Source organism: Corynebacterium sp. HMSC072A02 (assembly GCF_001810085.1).
Taxonomy (GTDB): domain Bacteria; phylum Actinomycetota; class Actinomycetes; order Mycobacteriales; family Mycobacteriaceae; genus Corynebacterium; species Corynebacterium hesseae.
The window spans coordinates 101428-121663 of sequence record NZ_KV799860.1 but is presented as its reverse complement, the minus strand read 5'-3'; the positions used below and the strand labels follow the sequence as shown (position 1 = coordinate 121663).

General features: G+C 62.6%; 16 protein-coding genes. 9 read left to right on the top strand and 7 right to left on the bottom strand.

The window, feature by feature from the left end; translation table 11 throughout:
* The first annotated feature begins 58 nt into the window (after positions 1 to 58).
* From HMPREF2698_RS09130 to HMPREF2698_RS09115, 4 genes are all read left to right on the top strand, one after another.
* Entirely contained in the window at positions 59 to 1390 is a 1332-nt protein-coding gene (locus HMPREF2698_RS09130; RefSeq protein ID WP_070531068.1) for a carboxyl transferase domain-containing protein, read from the top strand.
* A gap of 10 nt (positions 1391 to 1400) precedes the next feature.
* On the top strand, positions 1401 to 1595 hold the full coding sequence (locus HMPREF2698_RS09125) for an acyl-CoA carboxylase subunit epsilon (protein WP_070528100.1): 195 nt from the start codon (positions 1401 to 1403) through the stop codon (positions 1593 to 1595).
* A gap of 4 nt (positions 1596 to 1599) precedes the next feature.
* Entirely contained in the window at positions 1600 to 2196 is a 597-nt protein-coding gene (locus tag HMPREF2698_RS09120) for a Maf family protein (RefSeq protein ID WP_070531071.1), read from the top strand.
* A gap of 109 nt (positions 2197 to 2305) precedes the next feature.
* Positions 2306 to 2722 carry a DUF3151 domain-containing protein gene (locus HMPREF2698_RS09115; protein WP_070531073.1) on the top strand — a complete coding sequence of 139 codons (417 nt, stop codon included), beginning with the start codon at positions 2306 to 2308 and terminating at the stop codon, positions 2720 to 2722.
* Between the two features lie 301 nt (positions 2723 to 3023).
* Here the strand turns inward: HMPREF2698_RS09115 and HMPREF2698_RS09110 are convergent, their stop codons facing one another.
* Together HMPREF2698_RS09110 and HMPREF2698_RS09105 are read right to left on the bottom strand one after the other, a co-directional pair.
* Entirely contained in the window at positions 3024 to 4190 is a 1167-nt protein-coding gene (locus HMPREF2698_RS09110; protein ID WP_070563911.1) for a DUF4282 domain-containing protein, read from the bottom strand.
* Positions 4191 to 4386: 196 nt separating this feature from the next.
* On the bottom strand, positions 4387 to 5445 hold the full coding sequence (locus tag HMPREF2698_RS09105; protein WP_070531077.1) for a Cj0069 family protein: 1059 nt from the start codon (positions 5443 to 5445) through the stop codon (positions 4387 to 4389).
* Positions 5446 to 5734: 289 nt separating this feature from the next.
* Between HMPREF2698_RS09105 and HMPREF2698_RS09100 the strand changes: the two genes are divergently transcribed.
* From HMPREF2698_RS09100 to HMPREF2698_RS09090, 3 genes are all read left to right on the top strand, one after another.
* Positions 5735 to 6595, top strand: coding sequence for a sulfurtransferase (locus HMPREF2698_RS09100; protein WP_070563907.1), 861 nt, complete (start codon positions 5735 to 5737; stop codon positions 6593 to 6595).
* 141 nt (positions 6596 to 6736) lie between these two features.
* Positions 6737 to 8509, top strand: a complete 1773-nt coding sequence (locus HMPREF2698_RS09095; RefSeq protein WP_070563904.1) for an ATP-binding protein — start codon at positions 6737 to 6739, stop codon at positions 8507 to 8509.
* Positions 8510 to 8761: 252 nt separating this feature from the next.
* Positions 8762 to 9319, top strand: a complete 558-nt coding sequence (locus HMPREF2698_RS09090) for a GNAT family N-acetyltransferase (RefSeq protein WP_070563901.1) — start codon at positions 8762 to 8764, stop codon at positions 9317 to 9319.
* A 473-nt stretch (positions 9320 to 9792) separates the two neighbouring features.
* Here the strand turns inward: HMPREF2698_RS09090 and HMPREF2698_RS09085 are convergent, their stop codons facing one another.
* The 4 genes from HMPREF2698_RS09085 to prpD form a co-directional block, all read right to left on the bottom strand.
* Entirely contained in the window at positions 9793 to 13224 is a 3432-nt protein-coding gene (locus HMPREF2698_RS09085) for a pyruvate carboxylase (protein WP_070563898.1), read from the bottom strand.
* 210 nt (positions 13225 to 13434) lie between these two features.
* Positions 13435 to 14583 carry a bifunctional 2-methylcitrate synthase/citrate synthase gene (locus tag HMPREF2698_RS09080; RefSeq protein ID WP_070530628.1) on the bottom strand — a complete coding sequence of 383 codons (1149 nt, stop codon included), beginning with the start codon at positions 14581 to 14583 and terminating at the stop codon, positions 13435 to 13437.
* Between the two features lie 51 nt (positions 14584 to 14634).
* Entirely contained in the window at positions 14635 to 15567 is a 933-nt protein-coding gene (prpB, locus tag HMPREF2698_RS09075) for a methylisocitrate lyase (RefSeq protein ID WP_070563895.1), read from the bottom strand.
* The gene (prpD, locus tag HMPREF2698_RS09070) at positions 15568 to 17079 is read right to left on the bottom strand and encodes a 2-methylcitrate dehydratase PrpD (RefSeq protein ID WP_070563892.1); all 1512 of its coding nucleotides are present in this window, start codon (positions 17077 to 17079) and stop codon (positions 15568 to 15570) included.
* Positions 17080 to 17245: 166 nt separating this feature from the next.
* Between prpD and HMPREF2698_RS09065 the strand changes: the two genes are divergently transcribed.
* A complete protein-coding gene (locus HMPREF2698_RS09065) occupies positions 17246 to 18553 on the top strand; it encodes a short-chain fatty acyl-CoA regulator family protein (RefSeq protein WP_070530634.1) in 1308 nt (435 codons plus the stop codon).
* A gap of 134 nt (positions 18554 to 18687) precedes the next feature.
* On the top strand, positions 18688 to 18765 hold the full coding sequence (locus HMPREF2698_RS12985) for an Ltp family lipoprotein (protein WP_083299228.1): 78 nt from the start codon (positions 18688 to 18690) through the stop codon (positions 18763 to 18765).
* A gap of 35 nt (positions 18766 to 18800) precedes the next feature.
* Here the strand turns inward: HMPREF2698_RS12985 and HMPREF2698_RS09060 are convergent, their stop codons facing one another.
* Positions 18801 to 20225 carry an NAD(P)H-quinone dehydrogenase gene (locus tag HMPREF2698_RS09060; RefSeq protein WP_070530636.1) on the bottom strand — a complete coding sequence of 475 codons (1425 nt, stop codon included), beginning with the start codon at positions 20223 to 20225 and terminating at the stop codon, positions 18801 to 18803.
* Positions 20226 to 20236: the final 11 nt, after the last annotated feature.

Here is a 20236-nt window from a genome sequence, read left to right as displayed (position 1 = left end):
CCGCGCTCGTTTCAGCACAAATCAGTGCAGCAGAAGCACTGTATTACACTAGTGTTCCATGACTGACTTGAAGACGACCGCTGGCAAGATCGAGGACCTGAGCGCCAAGCTCACCGAGTCCCGGGCGCCACAGGGAGAAGTCCCGGCAGCCCGCAGCGCCATCGAGGCGCTCTTTGACGCCGGCTCCTTCGTGGAGACCGACGCCCTTGCTCGCCACCGCTCCACCGAGTTCGGCCGCGAGCACATCCGCCCCTACACCGATGGTGTCGTCACCGGCTTCGGCACCGTCGATGGCCGCAAGGTCTGCGCCTATGCGCAGGACGCCTCGCTGTTCGACGGCACCATGGGCGAGGTCTATGGCGAAAAGGTCACCAAGCTCTACGACCTGGCCATTAAGACCGGCGTGCCCATCGTCGCGCTCGTTGCCAGCGATAAGCCCCGCGCCCAGGAGGGCATCGTCTCCTCCGCCATGCAGGCCCGCATCCTCGCCCGCGCCACCACCGCCTCCGGCCTCATCCCGCAGATCACGGCGGTTTACGCGGAGTCCAAGGAAGCCTCGCTCGTGGCCGCGCTGTCCGATGTCGTCATCGCCCCCGACGGCGACGTGCAGGCGGACGGGGAGCACGAGGTGAGCGTCGCCAAGCGCGTGCTCTCCTATCTGCCCTCCAATAACCGTGCCGCCGCGCCCCGCACCGAGGCCACCATCGTTGCGGGTTCGGTGGAAGACAACATCAGCGAGGCCGACCACGCGCTCGATACCCTCGTCGGCGATGACGGCACCGTCGATCTCGCCGACGTAGTCACCGCCACCTGTGAGGATGTCTTCGAGCTCGGCGCCCGGGTGCGCGGGGTCTTCACCGGCTTCGGCCGCGTGGAGGGACGCACGGTCGGCATCATCGCCAACCGTGACTCCCTCGATGCCGCAGCCGCCGCCAAGGCCGCCCGTTTCATTCGCCTGTGCGATGCCTTCAACACCCCCATCGTCGAGTTCGTCGACTCCCCGGCTTTGGATGTGGAGAAGGCAGCGTTGGCCAAGCTCGTGCATGCTTATGCTGCGGCAAGCGTGGGAAAGATCAGCGTCATTGTGCGCCGCGCGCACGGCACCGGCTACATCGCCTTCGGCTCCAAGGAGCTCGGTGCGGACCTGTCCTATGCGTGGCCGACGGCCGAGATCGCCGTGGCCGATGCCCCTGAACTGGCCGCTGAGCTGGAGCTGAGTGAGGACGAGGCCGCAGCCTACCTCACCCCGTACCAAGCCGCTGAGCGTGGTCTCGTCGATTCCGTTATTACCCCGGCAGCCACGCGCGGTTCCCTCATTGAGGGACTGCGCCTGCTGGATCGCAAGATTATTCCGACCCTGCCGAAGAAACACGGCAATATCGTTTTGTAGAGGTTTCCCTATGACCGCTTCCCTGTTTACCGTTCTCAACGGCAACCCCACCGACGCTGAGGTGGCGGCTCTGACCACGGTGCTCAGCCAGCTCGACTCTGAGGCGCGTGCCAAGGCCGCCGATACCCGCTCCGAGCGCGACCTGTGGGGCCAGCCGGGCGACGTGTTTAACCCGTCCGCCTTCCGCAACGTCCGCTACTACTAAGCACATGCGCCTGGTTCTGGCTTCTCAGTCCCCGTCCCGCCTGTCCATCCTGCGGGGTGCGGGCGTGGAACCCGTCATTGCCCCGGCCCACGTGGATGAGCGGGCCATCGAGGAGCGCCTGGCGGGTGCTGAGCCCGCCGAGATCGTCTGCGCACTCGCCACGGCCAAGGCAGAGGCCATTGCCCCGGACTATCCCGAGGACGTCGTGGTGGGCGGGGATTCCATGCTGCTTCTCGACGGTTCCCTCCAAGGCAAACCCCACACCCCCGAGGCCACCGTGGAGCGCTGGCACGCGCAGGCCGGTCGCGCCGCGGAGCTCATCACCGGCCACTGCGTGCTGCGCGGCGACGCACGCTTCGTGGAGGCCTCGCGCACGACGGTGCACTTTGCGGAAGCTACTACCGCCGATATCGAGGCCTATGCCCGCACCGGCGAGCCGCTGGAATGCGCCGGCGCCTTTACCCTGGAAGCCCTCGGCGGCTGGTTCATCGACCGCATTGAGGGCGATCCTTCCTCCGTCATCGGCCTTTCGCTGCCGGTGCTGCGCCGCGCGCTGTATTCCTTTGGGCTCAACGTTTCTGACTTCTGGGCCCAGTCCTAATTCGGGGCGAGCTTTTCTAGTTGCGGGTGAATCCATCCAGCTGCGGGCGAACCTTTCCAGGTTCGCCCCCTCTGGTGACCTCGCTGCCACATGGCTAGAGTGGGGCGGCATGGAAATGAAAGATATGCTCGCTCCCCCGCCCATCAAGCTGCCGGCCGATCCGGGTGCTGACAGCACTTCCGATCTCACCGCGGGAATCATGGCCCATCCGGATTCCGCGCTGCTGTGGGCGCTGCTGGCGGAGCAAGAACTAGACAAGCACAAGGGCGCTGAGCCCACCGCTTTCATCACCGCCTACGCCTATGCGCGTACCGGCTACCACCGCAGCCTCGACCGCCTGCGCGGCAATGGTTGGAAGGGCTGGGGCCCTGTCCCCTTCTCCCACGAGCCCAACCAAGGCGTGCTGCGCGCGATTGCCGCACTGGGCCATGCTGCGAAGGCCATCGGTGAGGACGCGGAGTATGACCGCATCCGCCAGATGCTTTCCGACGCCGACCCCGAGTCCGTCGCCACGCTGCTGGACTAAGCAGCCAGTAGCGCCGTTGCGCGCTGCCCCGCTTCCCCCGGTCCGCCACATAGTTCTAGTCAACTGGTTCTATTCAAAAGGTTTAGCTGGGGGCAGGTGAACCATCCAGGTGCCCAAAGAAGGTTTGTTTGGGGGCGCATGAACCTTCTGACCCGAACCATATGACTGGAACCATCTGCGGCAGCTAGCGGACCTCCCCGACGGGCACGGCGCTTTAAGTACAAAATCCCGCCGGCCTCAAATAATGAGGCCGGCGGGATTAGTCTGTCTGCCCTAAAGCAGCGCAGGGATTGGTATGCGATTAAGCCTTGTCGCCGTCTGCCTTAGCAACAAGATCACCGGTGTTCTGCGCGGTGCGGATGTTTGCCACGAAGAACTCCAAGATCAAGCGGAACTGGATGACATAGAAGAGGAACACAATTCCACCAAAAATGACAGCGGCTAGGAACGTCAAGATTCCGATGATAAAGCTGTCAGCGAAAGCCGCGAAAGAGAAGAGGATCAATCCTGCCCAGGAGACTGCTGACAAAATGACGAGCAGCATGTAGATGAAGGAGGAGAACTTCAGGGTGACAAAACTGCTGAAGGAGAAATCAAACAGCGCCTTGAAGAAGCCCGTGCTCTTAGAAGAACCACCGTTCTGTGCGGCCTGCTGCGGGTACTGATTGTTCTGCGGAGAGGCAGCAAAGGGCGAGTTCTGCTGGCCGAATCCCTGCTGCTCCTGTGCCCCGAAGCCCTGCTGGCCCTGGGAGCCGAAACCTTGCTGCTCCTGCGCGCCGAAGCCCTGGTTCTGCTGCTGGTAGCTACCGAAGCCGGACGTGGAGTTGGAGTGAGAAGCCGGGGAGCCGAAGCCATCACCAGACTGCTGCCCAAAACCCTGGCTCTGGTTGGATTCTGCCTGCACACTGCCGCCAAAGCCGTCGTTGCCAAAGCCGCTGTTGCCGTAACCGTGGTTGCCGTAGCCCTGATTCGAGTTCGTCGACTCAGCGGAGTGCTCGGCACCAGCACTGCTATCGGAGTTGTAGGAAGCGTAGGAGGCGCCAAAAGAGTCATGGTTAGCGCGGGTGTCATGGCTTTCAGACTTGCGGTCAGCTGACTCCGTGTTGGCAGAACCAGAGGCAGACTCAGACGCAGCAAAGCTGGAGCCAAGAGTGCTGTCCTTGGCCTCACCTTCAGACTCCGGCTGCGAATTCTGGGAAGACGCACTTCCGAACGAGGAGGTCTCAGCGGAGCTCTCGGAGTAATCGCCGTAGCCAGCCTGGCCGCCCCAGCCGAAGTTGGAGTTCTGTCCCTGGCTGTTCCACCCAGAAGCAGAATTATCGCTGCCGGACTGGGAGCTACCGTAGCCGCCAAAGCTACCGAAGCTGTTGTTCCCAGCGTTGTCGCTGTGGGAACCGTGAGCGTTGTAGTCGCCAGCGTTGTTATCGCTCTTGTCGCCGTTCTCACCAAACTGGTTGGGGTTCGTCATAGTTTTAGACCTTTCGAAGAATCATTGATTTTCGCAGTGCGCTACAGCACGATACTGTCATAAATTTTTTACCCCACCGAACGTACCTGAGATCTTGCTCACCGGCAGCGCGAGTTAGGCAAATACACCTCAGAAAACGACAGTTTCCCCCGCCACGGCAGGGGAAACTCGACAGGATTAGTGCGAAATAAAACGCTTAAGCGTGCTTGGCCTCCACGCGCTTGATGGCCTCAGCAGCCACCTTCTCCTGAATGCCCATGTCCAGCTCAGAGGTGAAGCCCACGCAGGAGCAGTTGATCTCACCAAGGACGTAAGTATCTTCGCCGTTTTCGCCGTCAGCCAGCATGAAGTCCGCGGTCCAGATCAGCGGGATGTTGTCACCGCCGAGCTTCTCTGCAATGACCGGGCGAACGTCAGCGAACATATCGACGAGCTCCTGCCACTCCTCCGGCTTTTGGTAGGTGTACTTGGCGCCGGAGAACAGGGTGGCGGAGAAGGCGTCGCCGCCCTCGGCCGGCTTCTTGTGCACCACGAAGACCGGGTCCGGGCCCACGAGAAGAATACGAATCTCACCCTCGACGATGCGCGGCATGAAGCGCATGTCCACGAGCATGCCGTTGTCACCCACGATGTACTGATCGCAGAAGTCCATGAACTCGCCCAGCTCGCGCTCCTCGGTGTGGTTGTCCACAGCCTCAGTGCACTTGATCTTGGTGTCGAGCGGCAGAGCCGTGCCCGGCTCGACGGACTCGGCCAGCTTCTCGTCGGCAAGGCGCACGCGCCAGATGCCGGAGCCGGTGGAGCCACGGTTCTGCTTAAGCACGCGCTCGCCGTAGGACAGGGAGGTCGGGAAGGTGTTGTGGAAAGACTCGACGTCGTAGTAGGCGGCGGTATCGGACGGGACCAGGTCGGTGTCGTTGAGCTTGACCAGGGCATCCTTGGCGCCGTAGGCCATCATCTCGTACGGGGTGGACATGCCGACCAGGCCAGCGTCGGACAGCTTGGAGAGCAGGTCAAAGTAGCCCTTTTCACCGCCCGGGATGTTGCCCGGGTTCACGCGGGAGATGTAGGCATCAAAGTTCTCGGATACATACTCGAAGAGCTTCTCGGACCACTCAGGGCGGTAGAACACGACCTCTGCATGCCAGCCTGCATCCTTGATGCAGTCGACGATTGGCATGGTGTCCTTACGGTGTCCGTTGATCTGCTTGTCTGATCCGCCCTCAACCTCGAAGACGACGATTGCCTTGTGCACAGTAATTCCCTTTCGCTAGGGGGTTGATGAGTGTCACTACTTAAAATAACCCAGGTTTGGCCTGCGCGCTCCCCTACAGAATCAGCCCAACAAAAGGTTAAAAAGCGAGCTTAGCGCACTTTTCAGCCCCTGACCTGCATACTTGTTATAACCAGTAAGTGCGAAGCAGCACTACCCTCTCAAGAAATGTATCCAACACCACAAAAGGCTCTCCCCCGTGACCACTAGTTGGCCAAGCACGCTAGAGTTGAAGCGAACGTTCCCCCTTAACGAGAAAGGCAGGTGGACCGTGGCCGAATTCGACCCGAATCCCCCTTTCCAGGAATACGCGCACCCCGAGCGTCTCGTGTCCGCACCGTGGTTATCCGCGCGACTGGGCATTAACGGCCTCCACGTGATCGAGGTCGATGAGGATTCACTCCTCTACGATATCGGCCACATCCCCACCGCTATCCGTATCAACGTCCAGACGGAACTGCTCGATAGCACGACGAGGGACATCATCAGCGCCGAAGACTTCACAGCCCTCCTTCGCTCGAAGGGCATCGAGCGCGATGACACCGTCATCCTGTACGGCGATAAGTCCAACTGGTGGGCTGCATTCGCCCTGTGGATCTTTGAGCTGTACGGCCACGAAGACGTGCGGCTTCTCGACGGTGGCCGGGACGCCTGGATGTCCGAAGAACGCGATACTTCCTTCATGGTCCCCGAACCATCCGCGTCCTCTTACCCGGAGGTTTCCCGCGAAGAATCCTCCCGCATCTTCGTCGATGAGCTGCGCGGCTCCACCGCCACCGTTGTCGACACCCGCAGCCCAGACGAGTTCTGCGGCGAAGCCGCCCTCAAGAACGGAACCGGCGAGTCCGCCTACGGCACCACCTTGACGCACGGCCATATTCCCGGGGCCATCAACTTGGAATGGGATCGCGCGGTCTACCCCAACGGCTGCTTCCGTGCACTCAGCGAGCTCAAGGTCAACTATGGCGAGCTAGAGCCCGCAACGGAAACCGTCCTTTACTCGCATGTCGGCGCTCAGGCCGCACACACCTGGTTTGTGCTGAAGTACCTGCTCGGCTTCGACAACCCGCGCGTCTACGATGGCTCGTGGGCAGAGTGGGGCAACATGGTTCGCATGCCCGTTGAACGCTAGCAACACGCCGAAATAAGCCCGCATCCACGCTGGTGCGGGTTTATTTTTTGACACGAAACCAAGACGTGACGGTATCCTCATGTTTTGGTGTGCAAGAATAGTACGCAGTCCTATCAGAAAAATTGGAGGAGGGTTCCTGCCGTGGCAGTTGAAACCAAGAACATCACCAAGGTCCTCGTGGCCAACCGCGGTGAGATTGCGGTCCGCGTCATCCGCGCGGCTCGCGATGCCGGCATCGCATCCGTAGCGGTTTATGCCGAGCCCGATGCTGACGCCCCATTCGTCACGCTTGCCGACGAAGCCTTTGCACTCGGCGGCCAAAACTCCGCTGAGTCCTACCTCGATATCAGCAAGATTCTCGACGCCGCCTCCAAATCCGGCGCCGACGCCATCCACCCCGGCTATGGCTTCCTCTCCGAGAACGCCGACTTTGCCCAGGCCGTCATCGACGCCGGCTTGATCTGGATCGGCCCCTCGCCGCAATCGATTGCGGACTTGGGTGACAAGGTCACCGCCCGCCACATTGCCGAGCGTGCCGACGCGCCCATGGCACCGGGTACCAAGGATCCCGTCGCCAGCGCCGAAGAGGTCGAGGCCTTCGCCGACGAGCACGGCCTGCCCGTTGCCATCAAGGCTGCCTTCGGCGGCGGTGGCCGCGGCATGAAGGTCGCTCACACCCGCGAGGAGATCAAGGACCTCTACGAGTCCGCCACCCGCGAGGCCACCGCAGCCTTCGGCCGCGGCGAGTGCTTCGTCGAGCGCTACCTGGATAAGGCCCGCCACGTCGAGGCGCAGGTCCTGGCTGACCAGCACGGCAACGTCGTCGTCATGGGCACCCGCGACTGCTCCCTACAGCGCCGCTTCCAGAAGCTCGTCGAAGAGGCCCCTGCCCCCTTCCTCACCGATGAGCAGCGCGCCTCCATCCATGAATCCGCAAAGCGCATCTGCCGCGAGGCCGGATACTACGGCGCCGGTACGGTGGAGTACCTTGTGGGTGCGGATGGACTCATCTCCTTCCTCGAGGTCAACACGCGCCTCCAGGTGGAGCACCCCGTTACCGAAGAGACCACCGGCTACGACCTCGTTCGCGAGCAGTTCCGCATCGCCGAGGGCCGCGAGCTTTCCATCTCCGAGGATCCGACCCCGCACGGCCACGCCTTCGAGTTCCGCATCAACGGCGAGGACGCCGCTGCGGGCTTCATGCCGGCTCCTGGAACCATCGTCTCCTACTCCGAGCCTTCCGGCCCGGGCGTGCGTATGGATTCCGGCGTGCGCGAAGGTTCCGTCATCGGCGGCCAGTTCGATTCCATGCTGGCCAAGCTCATCGTCTGGGGCCCGGACCGCGAGACCGCCCTCGCGCGCGCACGCCGCGCGCTGTCCGAGTACCGCATCGAAGGCCTGCCCACGGTTATCCCCTTCCACCAGGCAATCCTCACCGATCCTGCCTTCACCGCCGAGGACGGCAACTTCACGGTCTACACCAAGTGGATCGAGGAAGAGTGGGTCAACGAGCTGCCCGAATACACCGACACCGCCGAAGCACCTGAGGATGAGGACCAGGAAGCATCCCAGAAGTTCGTCGTCGAGGTTGGCGGCCGCCGCATCGAGGTGGCCCTGCCGGGCAACTTGCTCTTGGGTGGCGGCACCAAGCGCAAGAAGTCGAAGAAGCGCCGTGGTAAAGGCGCAGCAGCCAACGTGTCCGGTGACGCCGTGACCGCACCGATGCAGGGCAGCGTCATCAAGGTCGCCGTCGAAGAAGGCCAGGAAGTCGAAGAGGGCGAGGTCGTCGTCGTCCTTGAAGCCATGAAAATGGAGAACCCCGTCAAGGCCCACAAGTCCGGCACCGTGACCGACCTCAAGGTGTCCACCGGCACGCAGATCAACAAGGGCGAGCCGATTCTGGAGATCAAGTAATTTGCCGATGCTTCCTTACGGCCAGGGAGCACTGCAATAACCTTGCTTCAGTCAGCAACGTTACATACTCTTTGTACGTGATACCCCGGTGGAGCTCTGCTCCGGGTCACTGACTCGCTGAGTACAACTTACCGGGGTGCTGACTTGTCGCTCTGAGGGGATGCAACAGTGGCGCATCAGGATAGCGCCACCAACTCCACTCGAACCACTCAGTGAGTAGCTAGATTCAGAGATCAAGTAGCCTCGAAAGGCATGAGCGTTAACGATTCTGAGTTCGGTGTACGGTTGGCCAAGGAGCACGACCGTACCTACCTCTCCCGTCTCCTTTTCCTCGCCGATGTCCTCGGTGACGAGGACGCCCATATCGGGGATTTCCACACCCCTGACGTAGGACTGTACGTTGACGAATGGTCGCCCCATGTCGACGGCGGCGTCATCGCAGTCTCCAGCCACCGCGTCCCCGTCGGTGGTGCGTGGCTGCGCTACTACACCACTGAAGCGAAGGGTGCCGCCTACGCCGGCAACCCCGAGGCCGATCCTTTTGATGAGTCCCAGTGGGCCACCGACCTCGACCCGGAGGAGATCCCCGAGCTCTTCATTGCTGTGGAGTCCCGCTACAGGGGCTTAGGCGCTGGGCGACGCCTCCTGCGCAACGCCTGCGACCTCGCCGAGGCGCAGCAGGCTCCCGCCGTATCGCTGTGGATTGAGCCGGAGAATACCGGCGCCCGCAAGCTGTATGAATCCGAAGGCTTCGTCGACATCGACGTGCCCGGCCGCCCGGATGCTCACGTGATGCTCAAGCGCTTCTAGTACGCAAACCGACAAAAGGTGTCGACTATACTCGACACTTCCTCGGTTTCTTGTAAAAGTGTCGACTATACTCGACGCCTTCGGCGGCGCGCCGACGACAGCGCCAAGAGCGACGTTGCTCACCCACCCATGACCCAAGTCGGGTGACAACGACCGTTTCCGTAGAACGCTGCACGTATCTTCGCGAAACGGATTACCTTCTTCGCACCCCTCGCAACGCACAGCATCTGCATGCCTCCATCGACATGCTGGAGACATCTGCCAAAAGGCGTTTTCACGGCTAAAAACGCCTTTTACTCATTGCAGATGGCGTTCTTGGACCCAAAGATGCCTTCTGCCAGATGCCTTTTACGAGGCACGCCCTCCTGACTTAGGCCAATGCAGTGCGGAAAAATCCCACCCCACCGCCGAAAACCACCGGTGAGCAGCGCCAAGAATGACGCTGCTCACCCATCCATGACCTAAGTCGACTTTTAGTTGATAACGGCGATGAGGTCGCCGCCCTCCACCTTGGTGGCGGCGCCAATGGCGACGCGCTCGATGGTGCCATCCTTGGTGGCGGAAATAGAGGCTTCCATCTTCATGGCCTCGATGACGGCGATCTGGTCGCCGGCCTTGACCTCGTCGCCAGGCTTGGCGGTCGGGTTCACCACGCCGGCGAACGGTGCGGCCACGTGGCCCTCGTTGGACGGATCGGCCTTCTCCACGGTGGCGACGGTGGACTCGACGTTGTTGTCGCGCACCTTGAGCGGGCGGATCTGGCCGTTGACGTTGAGCACGACGTTGCGGATGCCCTTCTCGTCCGGCTCACCCATTGCGTCAAGACGCAAGGTGACGGGCTTGAGGTCCGCGCGGTCGTTGGAGCCCTCCGGGAAGTGGTGAACAATGTAGTCCTTACCTTCTTCCAGACCGTAGAAGAAGACCGTGTCCGTCAGCGCCTCGGTGTTGCCGTAGGTGCGGCGGAACTCGTTGAACTCCTCGAACTGCTTCGGGAAGAGCAGGCGGTTGAGGGAAGCGCGGCGCTCGGTGGAATCATCCGAAGCCAGGTGCTTCTTCTCATCCTCCGGCACGGGCTTGACGGTGACGTCGCCAGGCGCGCGGCCCTCCAGGACCTTATCGCGCAGCGGCGGCCAACCACCCGGAGGCGTACCGAGCTCACCGCGCAGGAAGGCGATGACGGAATCCGGGATGTCGTACTTGGTGGGGTTCGCCTCAAAGTCAACCGGGTCTACGCCAGCGCCCACAAGGTGCAGGGCGAGGTCACCGACCACCTTGGAGGACGGGGTCACCTTGGTCGGGCGGCCGAGCATCTCATTCACCGCAGCGTAGGTGTCCTCGATGATCTCGAAGCGATCCTCCAAGCCCAGAGCGGTAGCCTGCGCGCGAAGGTTGGACAGCTGGCCACCTGGAATCTCGTGGCGGTAGACGCGGCCGGTCGGTCCAGGAATACCCTTCTCGAAGGGCTGGTAGAGCTGGCGGACGGCCTCCCAGTACGGCTCAAGGTCGGAGACGGCCTTGAGGGAGATGCCGGTATCACGAGAGGAGTTCGAGAATGCCGCGATGATGGCGGACAGCGAAGGCTGGGAGGTAGTGCCCGCCAGCGGCGCGGAAGCACCGTCGACGATGTCGGCACCAGAAAGCGCTGCCGCGTAGTAGGTGGCCAACTGACCGCCAGCGGTGTCGTGCGTGTGCACGTGAACCGGCAGGTCGAACTCCTTGCGCAGAGCCATAACCAGCTTCGATGCGGACTCCGGACGCAGCAGGCCCGCCATGTCCTTGATAGCCAGGACGTGAGCGCCGGTGTTGACAATCTCCTCGGCCAGCTTGAGGTAGTAGTCCAGCGTGTAGAGCTTCTCATCCGGGGAGCACATGTCGCCAGAGTAGGCCATAGCGACCTCAGCCACGGTGGTGTTGGTCTCCAGGACGGCGTCGATAGCCGGGCGCATCTGGGTGACGTCGTTCAGCGCGTCGAAGATGCGGAAGACATCCACACCAGACTTGGCGGCCTCCTGCACGAAACCGGTGCACACATCGTTGGAGTACGGCGAGTAGCCCACGGTGTTGCGGCCGCGCAGCAGCATCTGGATGTTCTGGTTCGGCATGGCCTCACGCAGCAGATCCAGGCGCACCCACGGGTCTTCCTTGAGGAAGCGCATGGCGACGTCGTAGGTCGCACCGCCCCATGCCTCCACCGAGTACAGCTCCGGGGTCATGCGGGCGACGGCTTCAGCGGCGGTGACCAACGCGGTACCGCGCACGCGGGTGGCCAGCAGGGACTGGTGGGCGTCACGGAAGGTGGTATCAGTGACGGCAAGAGCGTCCTGCTTGCGGATCTTCTCCGCCCACTTTTTCGGGCCCAGCTCCAACAGTTCATCGCGGGAACCGCGCGGCAGCTCAGAGTTAAAGTCCAGATCCGGCAGCTTGTCGAAGGGGCGCAGGGTGGTCGGGCGCTCGCCGTTCGGCTTGTTGACGGTCACATCAGCGATGTAGTCGATGATGCGGCCAGACTCATCCACGGCCGGTGGGGCCTTGAGCAGGTCCGGGTGCTCCGGAATGAAGCTGGTGTCCACGCGGGTGTTGACGAAGTCCGGCTCGCGCAGCAGTGCGCGCAGGAAGCCGATGTTGGTGGCCACGCCGGCCACCGTGAACTCGTTGAGCGCGCGCTGCGCACGTGCCACGGCCTGCTCAAAGTTGACTCCACGGCAGGTCATCTTCACCAGCAGGGAGTCGAAGTTCGGGGAGACCTCAGCGCCGACGGCCGTTGCGCCGTCGAGACGCACGCCTGCGCCGCCCGGCGAGCGGTACTGGGTCAGCGTGCCGGTATCCGGGCGGAAGCCATTGGAGGGATCCTCGGTGGTGATGCGGCACTGGAGCGCCGCGCCGGTGATGTGGATGTCCTCCTGCTTGAGGCCCAACTCCTCGAGGGAGAAGCCCGCCGCAATCTGCATCTGGGACTTCACGATGTCCACGCCAGTGACCTCCTCGGTCACGGTGTGTTCCACCTGCACGCGGGGGTTCATCTCGATGAAGACGTGGTTACCCTTCTCATCGACGAGGAACTCGACGGTGCCGGCGCCTTCGTAGTTGATGTGCTCGCAGAACTTCACGGCGTCCGCACAGATGCGGTCACGCAGCTCTGGGTCCAGCGTGGGTGCCGGGGCGATCTCGACGACCTTCTGGTGACGGCGCTGCACGGAGCAGTCACGCTCAAACAGGTGCAAGACGTTGCCGTGGGAGTCAGCCAGAATCTGCACCTCGATGTGCTGCGGACGAATCACCGCGGTCTCGAGGTAAACGTTGCCATCGCCGAAGGCTGCCTCAGCTTCGCGGGAGGCCTCAGCACACTTGGTCTTGAGCTCCGCCTCGTTCTCGATGAAGCGCATACCGCGGCCGCCACCGCCGGCCACTGCCTTCACGAAGACGGGGAAATTAAAGTCCTTGGCGTATTCCGCCAGCTTGTCGACGTCCGTCGAGGGCTTCGAGTCCTTCAGAGTCGGCAGCCCCGCCTCCTGGGCAGCGGCTACCGCGGCGGCCTTATCACCGGTCAGGTCCAAGGTCTCCGGGGTCGGACCAATGAACTTAATGCCGTTGTCACGGCAGGCACGCGCCAAATCGGCACGCTCCGATAGGAAGCCGTAACCAGGGTAAATGGCATCTGCGCCGGACTTCTTGGCGGCGCGAATGACCTCATCGATGTCGAGGTATGCCTTGACCGGCTGGCCCTCGGTACCGATGCGCACTGCCTCATTGGCAAAAGCGCGGTGGAAGGAGTTGCGGTCTTCCTTTGGATAAATTGCAACGGTCTTGGAGCCGACCTCAAAGGCAGCGCGGAAGGCGCGCACGGCAATCTCACCGCGGTTGGCCACCAAGATCTTAGAGAAGGACTTGTGGGCGGTATCAGACACTGGGAGTGATCCTTTCAGATAAGCACAATACGAACTTAAGGATAGTGTCCGAGGCGACAATGCGGGCGGAAATCGGTATACCAAACAACAGAAATTCACGCGCCGCAGGGGACTCGGACAAAGAATTAAAACCAGCGCACGAAGAGAATCGTTCGTGCGCTGGTTTTATGTTCTCCGTTAGCTAATGCTGCATTAGCGAACTTTGCTTTTCTAGATCTGCTTCGGCGGAACGGAGCGCTGCTCCTTGCCGTTGTAGGCAGACAGCGGGCGGATGAGGGAGTTGTTCTCGTTCTGCTCCACGATGTGTGCGGTCCAGCCGGTGATGCGGGCCATCACGAAGATCGGGGTGAAGAACTCAATGTCGAAACCAAGGATGTGGTACGCGGGGCCAGCCGGGAAGTCCAGGTTCGGCTGGATCTTGATGGAGGTGTTCTCGTACATGGTCTTGGCCATCTTCTCGTACATCTCCACCCACTGCTCCTGGCCGTGGTCCTTGGCCAGCTCGCGGAAGGCAGCCTCCATGGTCGGAACACGGGAGTCACCGTTCTTGTACACGCGGTGACCGAAGCCCATGACGAGCTCCTTGTTCTTGAGCTTGTTGAGCGTCCACTCCTCTGCCTTGGCCGGGTCACCGACCTCCAGGAAGTTCTTCATCACGGCCTCGTTAGCACCACCGTGTAGCGGGCCCTTGAGGGCGCCGATGGCGGCGGTGACGGCGGAGTAGGTATCCGACATCGTGGAGGTCACCACGCGGGCAGCGAAGGTGGAGGCGTTGAAGGAGTGCTCAGCGTAGAGGATGAGGGACTTATCAAAGGCCTCAATATCGGAGCGCGACAGGGCCGGCGAGCCCTCCTCCTCACCGAAGACCATCCACAGGAAGTTCTCCGCAAAGCCCTTCTTGCGGGAAGGCTCGATGTAGCCCTCACCGCGGCGACGGCGGATATCGAGGGCGACGATGGTCGGCAGCTTCGCCATGAGCTCCAGCGCGGTGCGGCGGATGTGCTCGGAATCCTTGGTGTACTCCTCCGGATCCTGGGAACCAATGAAGGAGACTGCGGTGCGCAGAACGTCCATCGGGTGGCAAGACTTCGGCATGGAGGTGATCAGGTCAATGAGGTGGCGGTCCAGGTGGCGCAGCGCCTTCTCACGAGCGGAGAAACGGACCAGTTCATCCTGGGACGGCAGCTCGCCGTTCCACAGCAGGTAAGCAACCTCCTCGAAGGAGCAGTAGCGTGCCAGCTCCTGGACCGGGTAGCCGCGGTAGGTCAGGGAGTTGGTCTCCGGGACAACCTTGGACACGGCGGTCTCATCGACGACGACGCCGTACAGGCCCTTGCGGATTTCTGGGGTTTCAGACATGGTGTTTTCTCCTTTTTATTGGGTTCTAGTGTGAGTTTCAGGCCGTGTGCCCTAGTCGAAGGTGGGCTTGTAGCTGTCCTTGGAGTAGGTGAACACGCTCTGGTCGAAGGCGTTGTACTCGTCGTAGCGCACCAGCTCATACAGGCGGGAGCGGTGCTGCATGCGGTCGAGCCATTCCTCGGATTGCAGGCCGGTTTCCTGCATGTCGCGGAGGAATTCTTCGGTAGCGCCCATGGCCACGCGCAGGGTGGATACCGGCCAGATGACGGCGTTATAGCCCAGCTCCTCGATGCGCTTGGCGGACAGCAGCTCGGTCTTGCCGAACTCCGTCATGTTGGCCAGCAGCGGGGTGTCCACGGCGGCGCGGAACTTTTCAAAGTCCTCCGGCGAGTACAGGGCCTCAGTGAAGATGAGGTCCGCGCCGGCGTCGGCGTAGGCCTTGGCGCGCTCGATGGCCTCATCGATGCCGTGGATGCCGGCGGCATCGGTGCGCGCACAAATGATGAAGTTCTCATCGCGGCGCTCGTTGACCGCGGCGGTGATGCGGCGAACCATAAGGTCCGTCGGCACCACTTCCTTGCCATCGAGGTGACCGCAGCGCTTCGGGTTGACCTGGTCTTCCAGGTGGCAGCCGGCCAGGCCGGCGTCCTCCAGCGCGGCAACCGTACGGGCGGCGGACATGGGCTCGCCGAAGCCCGTGTCGGCGTCGACAAGCACAGGCAGGTCCGTGGCGCGGGCAATGTGCCCGGCGCGCTGCGCCACCTCAGTGAGGGTGGTGAGACCAATGTCCGGCAGACCCAAATCATTAGCCAGCACCGCGCCGGAGACATAGACGCCGCCGAAGCCGCCGATGTCCTGGATGAGCCGCGCGGTCAACGGGTTGAAGGCGCCCGGCAGCGTGGTAATTCCCGGTGCGTTCAGCGCCTCGCGGAAGCTCTTGCGCTTGTCTGCATTGCTGGTAGTAGAGCCAAATAGGCCAGCCATTTAGAACAGTCCCTTCGGGGTCTCGGGTGCGGTGGCGATAGCCTCGTCGGTGAGGCGAACGTTGAGCTCGCTCAGGTCGGTGAGGTTTTCCAGGTTCTGGGCGGCAGCGAGGAAGCGCTCCTGTTCCTCCTCCGATACCTTGCCGGCGGCGAGCTTCTTGAACTTGTTGATGTACTCCTCGCGGCCGAAGGGGCGGGCGCCGAGCGGGTGGGCGTCGGCCACCGCGCGCTCATCCTCAATCACGGTGCCGTCCTTGAAGGTAATGACAGCCTTGCCGCCGAAGGCCTTCTCCTCCAGGTCGTTGGAGTGGTAGCGGCGGGTCCACTCGGGGTCCTCGACGGTGGAAATCTTGTGCCACAGGTCGATGGTGTCCTGGCGGTGCTTGCGCTCGTCGGAGTAGGAGGTCTCGTAGTCCCACTCGCCGTCCTGCAGGGCCACGGCGAAGATGTACATGATGGAGTGATCCAGAGTCTCACGGGAGGCGTTCGGGTCCATCTTCTGCGGGTCGTTGGCGCCGGTGCCGATGACGTAGTGAGTGTGGTGCGAGGTGTGCAGGACGATGGACTCGATGTCCTCCACCTTCAGGCCCTTCTCAGCCAAGGTCTTCTTGAGGGCAAAGGCCATGTCAATCGGGGCCTGTGCCTGGTACTCCGCGGAGTGCTCCTTGGTGTAGGTGTCCAGGATGGCGCGCTTTTCCTCGCCCTCAGCCGGGAGAGGGACGGTGTAGGTGCGCTCCGGAGAGTGGAGCATCCAGGCGATGAAGCCGTCCTCGCCTTCCCAAATCGGGGCCGGGGCACCCTCGCCGCGCATGGAGCGGTCTACTGCTTCGATGCCCATCTTGCCGGCAAACGCCGGTGCATAGGCCTTCCAGGAGGAGATGAGGCCCTTGCGGGACTGGCGGGTGGCGGTGGTGGTGTGTAGCGCCTGGCCGATGGCCTGGTAGATGGTGTCGACGTCGAGGCCGAGCATGGTGCCGATGCCCGCGGCGACGGAGGGGCCGAGGTGCGCCACGTGGTCGATCTTCCACTCGTGAAGGCAAATGCCCTTGACCAGGTTGACCTGGATTTCGTAGCCGGTGGCGATACCGCGGATGAGCTCCTTGCCGGTCAGCCCCTTGTGCTGTGCCACGGCCAGGATTGGCGGGATGTTATCGCCCGGGTGGGAGTATTCGGCGGCGAGGAAGGTGTCGTGGTAGTCCAGCTCGCGCACGGCAGTGCCATTGGCCAGGGCTGCCCACTCGGCGGAGTAGGTGCCGTCAACACCAAAGATGGTGGCTCCGCCTTTTTGAGCCGGGTGGGCCTGAGCGATGACTCGGGCGGAGGTCACCGGGCGGCGGGTGGCAGAGGCCACGGCCACGGAGGCGTTATCGATGATGCGATTGATGATCATCTCGGTGGTCTCGGCCGGAACCTCAACGGGATCTGCTGCGACCTTGGCAATCTTGTACGCCAGGTGCTCTTCGATGGGGAAGTTCTCAGCGGACTTGTGGGTACGTACTTCGTGGTTAATCAACGGGGTTTTCCTCCTAGACAACAACGGCTGCGATAGCCATCACACTATCCCCCGCCCGTGTGGCCTGCCACATGTGTAAACTGTGTTTATCTGTTGCAGGGTTTTGCGTTGTTTGCAAACCTTGTGTAATTACCTGTTGGGGCGGCTTTTTGGGAGGACGTACACAATGAGCAAGCACTACGCGGGGGCAAGAATCCACGCACTACGTAAAGAACGCAAACTCACCCAAGCGGCCATGGCACAACAACTGGGGATGTCCACCAGCTACCTCAACCAGTTGGAGAATGACCAGCGCCCCCTCACCGTCACCGTCCTCATGCAGCTGACGCAACGCTTTGGCGTTGACGCCACCTACTTCGCGGGGGATCGCGACCTGCGCGCGCTCGCCGAGCTGCGCCAGCTCTTCCCCGAGGCCTCCGACACCACACTCACTGACTTAAGCGGACGCTTCCCCGAGCTACTCCCCAGGCTTGTCGCCGCCGCCGCACACACCCCCGCGGAAACCGGCCCTTTCGAAGCGGTCCGCGACTTCTTCTACGACGCCCACAACTACATTCACAGCCTGGACGTCGCCGCCGAGGAACTGTCCGATTCCCTCGGTGACCGCGTCCTGCGCCGTGGGCGCTTGGCCTCAGTCCTGCAGGACGAGTTCGGCGTTACGACACGATTCTCCTCGGCCTCACCGCGCCGACGGACCTTCCACGACCGCGAGCTACACCTGCGCGCAGGACTCACTGAAGCCCAGCTCGTCTTCGAGATGGCACTCCAGTACTGTCTTCTGGCCTATCCAGAGCACTGCGCGGAACTCGTGGCCGAGCTACCCAGCGCCGAAGCCCGCTCCATCGGCACCTATGGTCTGGCCCAATACTTCGCGGCGGCCGTCACCATGCCCTATACGCAGCTCCTCACCACCGCGGAGGAGACGCGCTACGACATTGATGTGATCGCGGCATCCTTTGGCACTGGTTTCGAGACCACCGCGCAGCGCTTGTCGACGCTTCAGCGGCCCCACCACCAAGGTGTCCCTTTCTCCTTCATCCGGACCGACCGCGCAGGCAACATTTCCAAGCGCCAGTCCTCCACTGCCTTCCACTTTGCGCGCAGCGGCGGCTCGTGCCCGTTGTGGGTGGTCCACCGCGCTTTTGAAACGCCAAACCGCATCACGCGCCAGGTGGCCTCGATGCCCGATGACCACACCTATCTGTGGATCGCGCGCTTCGTCCAAGGCCAAGCCCAGGCCTGGGGTACGCCGCGCAAGGAATTCGTCGTGGGGCTGGGCTGCGATATCGCGCAGGCGGATCGCGTGGTTTACGCCGATGCGCTCAACCTCTCCCCTTCCGAGGCAACCCCCATCGGCCCCGGTTGCGCCGCCTGCCCACGCCCGGCCTGTCCGCAGCGCGCCTTCCCACAGGCGGGGCGCTCCGTCAGCCTCGACCTCAATGCCACTCCGGTTTCGGCTTACGCGACCTCGTAGTTTTCTACAATTCGCCCACGTTCTCGAATTTCCTGCGGCAATGTCCAGGCCGCTTGCCAAGATAGGACTCGTTCGGCACCACGCCGAGCTCTCGTCTCTCACCTACGCAGGAAGTTCTCTCATGTCCAACCCCTATGCAGCTCACCAGCGACTACGGCGAGCGGTTCACCATGGAAGAAGCCCAGCATGCGGTGAGCACACTGGGCTTATAAAACCGAGCCGAAGCTAAAGCGGAGCTGGAGCCTGCCTACTCGAGGTCGTCGTGGGCAACGAGGCGGCGGGCTGCCTCGGTGATGGTGCCGGACAGCGACGGGTAGACCGCGAAGGAATCCGCCAGCTGGTTCACGGTGAGCTGGTTGGTTACCGCCACGGCGATGGGCAGGATGAGCTCGGAAGCGGTCGGGGCGACGATGACGCCGCCGATTACGCGGCCGGAGGTCGCGCGGCAGAAGAGCTTGACAAAACCGTGCTGGAGAGAGCGCATCTTGGCGCGCGGGTTGGTGTTCAGCGGCATCGTGATGGTGCGCGCGGCGACCTCGCCCGCCTCAATCTCCGCCTGGGTAAAGCCCACGGCAGCGATCTCCGGGCGGGTAAACACGGCGGTGGCGACCGTCTTCAAGCGCAGCGGGGATACACCCTCACCCAGGGAGTGGTACATGGCGATACGCCCCTGCATCGCGGCAACGGAGGCCAGTGGGAAGAGGTCGGAGCAGTCACCCGCGGCGTAGATGCCGGCAACGTTGGTGCGGGAAACGCGGTCAACCTCGATGTGACCGGACTTCGTGGTAGCCACGCCAACGTGCTCGAGGCCCAGGTTCTTCGTATTCGGGATGGAACCGATGGACATGATGACGTGGGAGCCGTGGATCTCGCGGCCGTCCTGGGTCTTCACCACGACGTTTCCGTCCTCGGTGCGGGAGACCGTTTCGACGCGGCAGTTCTTTTCCAGCTCCACGCCGCGCTCAGCCAGGACGGTCTCGAGGACGTCGGCAGCATCGGCGTCATCATGCGGCAGAATGCGGTCGCGAGAAGCCACCATGGTCACGCGCACACCCATCTCCGCGAAGGCGGAAACGAACTCGGCACCGGTCACGCCGGAGCCGACGACGATGAGGTGCTCCGGCTCCTCCTTGAGGTCATAAACCTGCTGCCAGGTCAGGATGCGCTCGCCGTCCGGCTGAGCGCCCGGCAAGATGCGCGGGGTGGCACCGGTGGCAACGAGGACCAGGTCCGCGTCGAGGGTCTCGGTGGTGCCATCAGTGTGGGTGACATCAACCTTGTGCGCGGCACCCTTCACGCCGTGCTGGTCCTCGGAGAATGCGGCGCGGCCATCGATGACCTTGACGCCGATCTTCTCCAGGCCCGCGCGCACGTCGCGGGACTGGTTGCCGGCCAGCGCCTGCACGCGGCCGTTAAGCGCCTCCAGGCTCAGCTTCAGCGAGCCGAGCTGGTGGTTCAGGCCCATATCATCCGCGCGGCGGAAGTCGGTGCGAATGTTGGCGCCGGCAATAAAGGACTTCGACGGGACGCAGTCCAAAAGAACGGAGGAGCCACCGGGGCCCTGTTCCTCAACCAACGTAATGTGCGCGCCGTACTTGGCGCCGGCAGTCGCAGCCTCGTAGCCTGCGGGGCCGCCGCCGATAATTACGATGCGGGGGGCTTCCTGTGACACTGTCGCTCCTT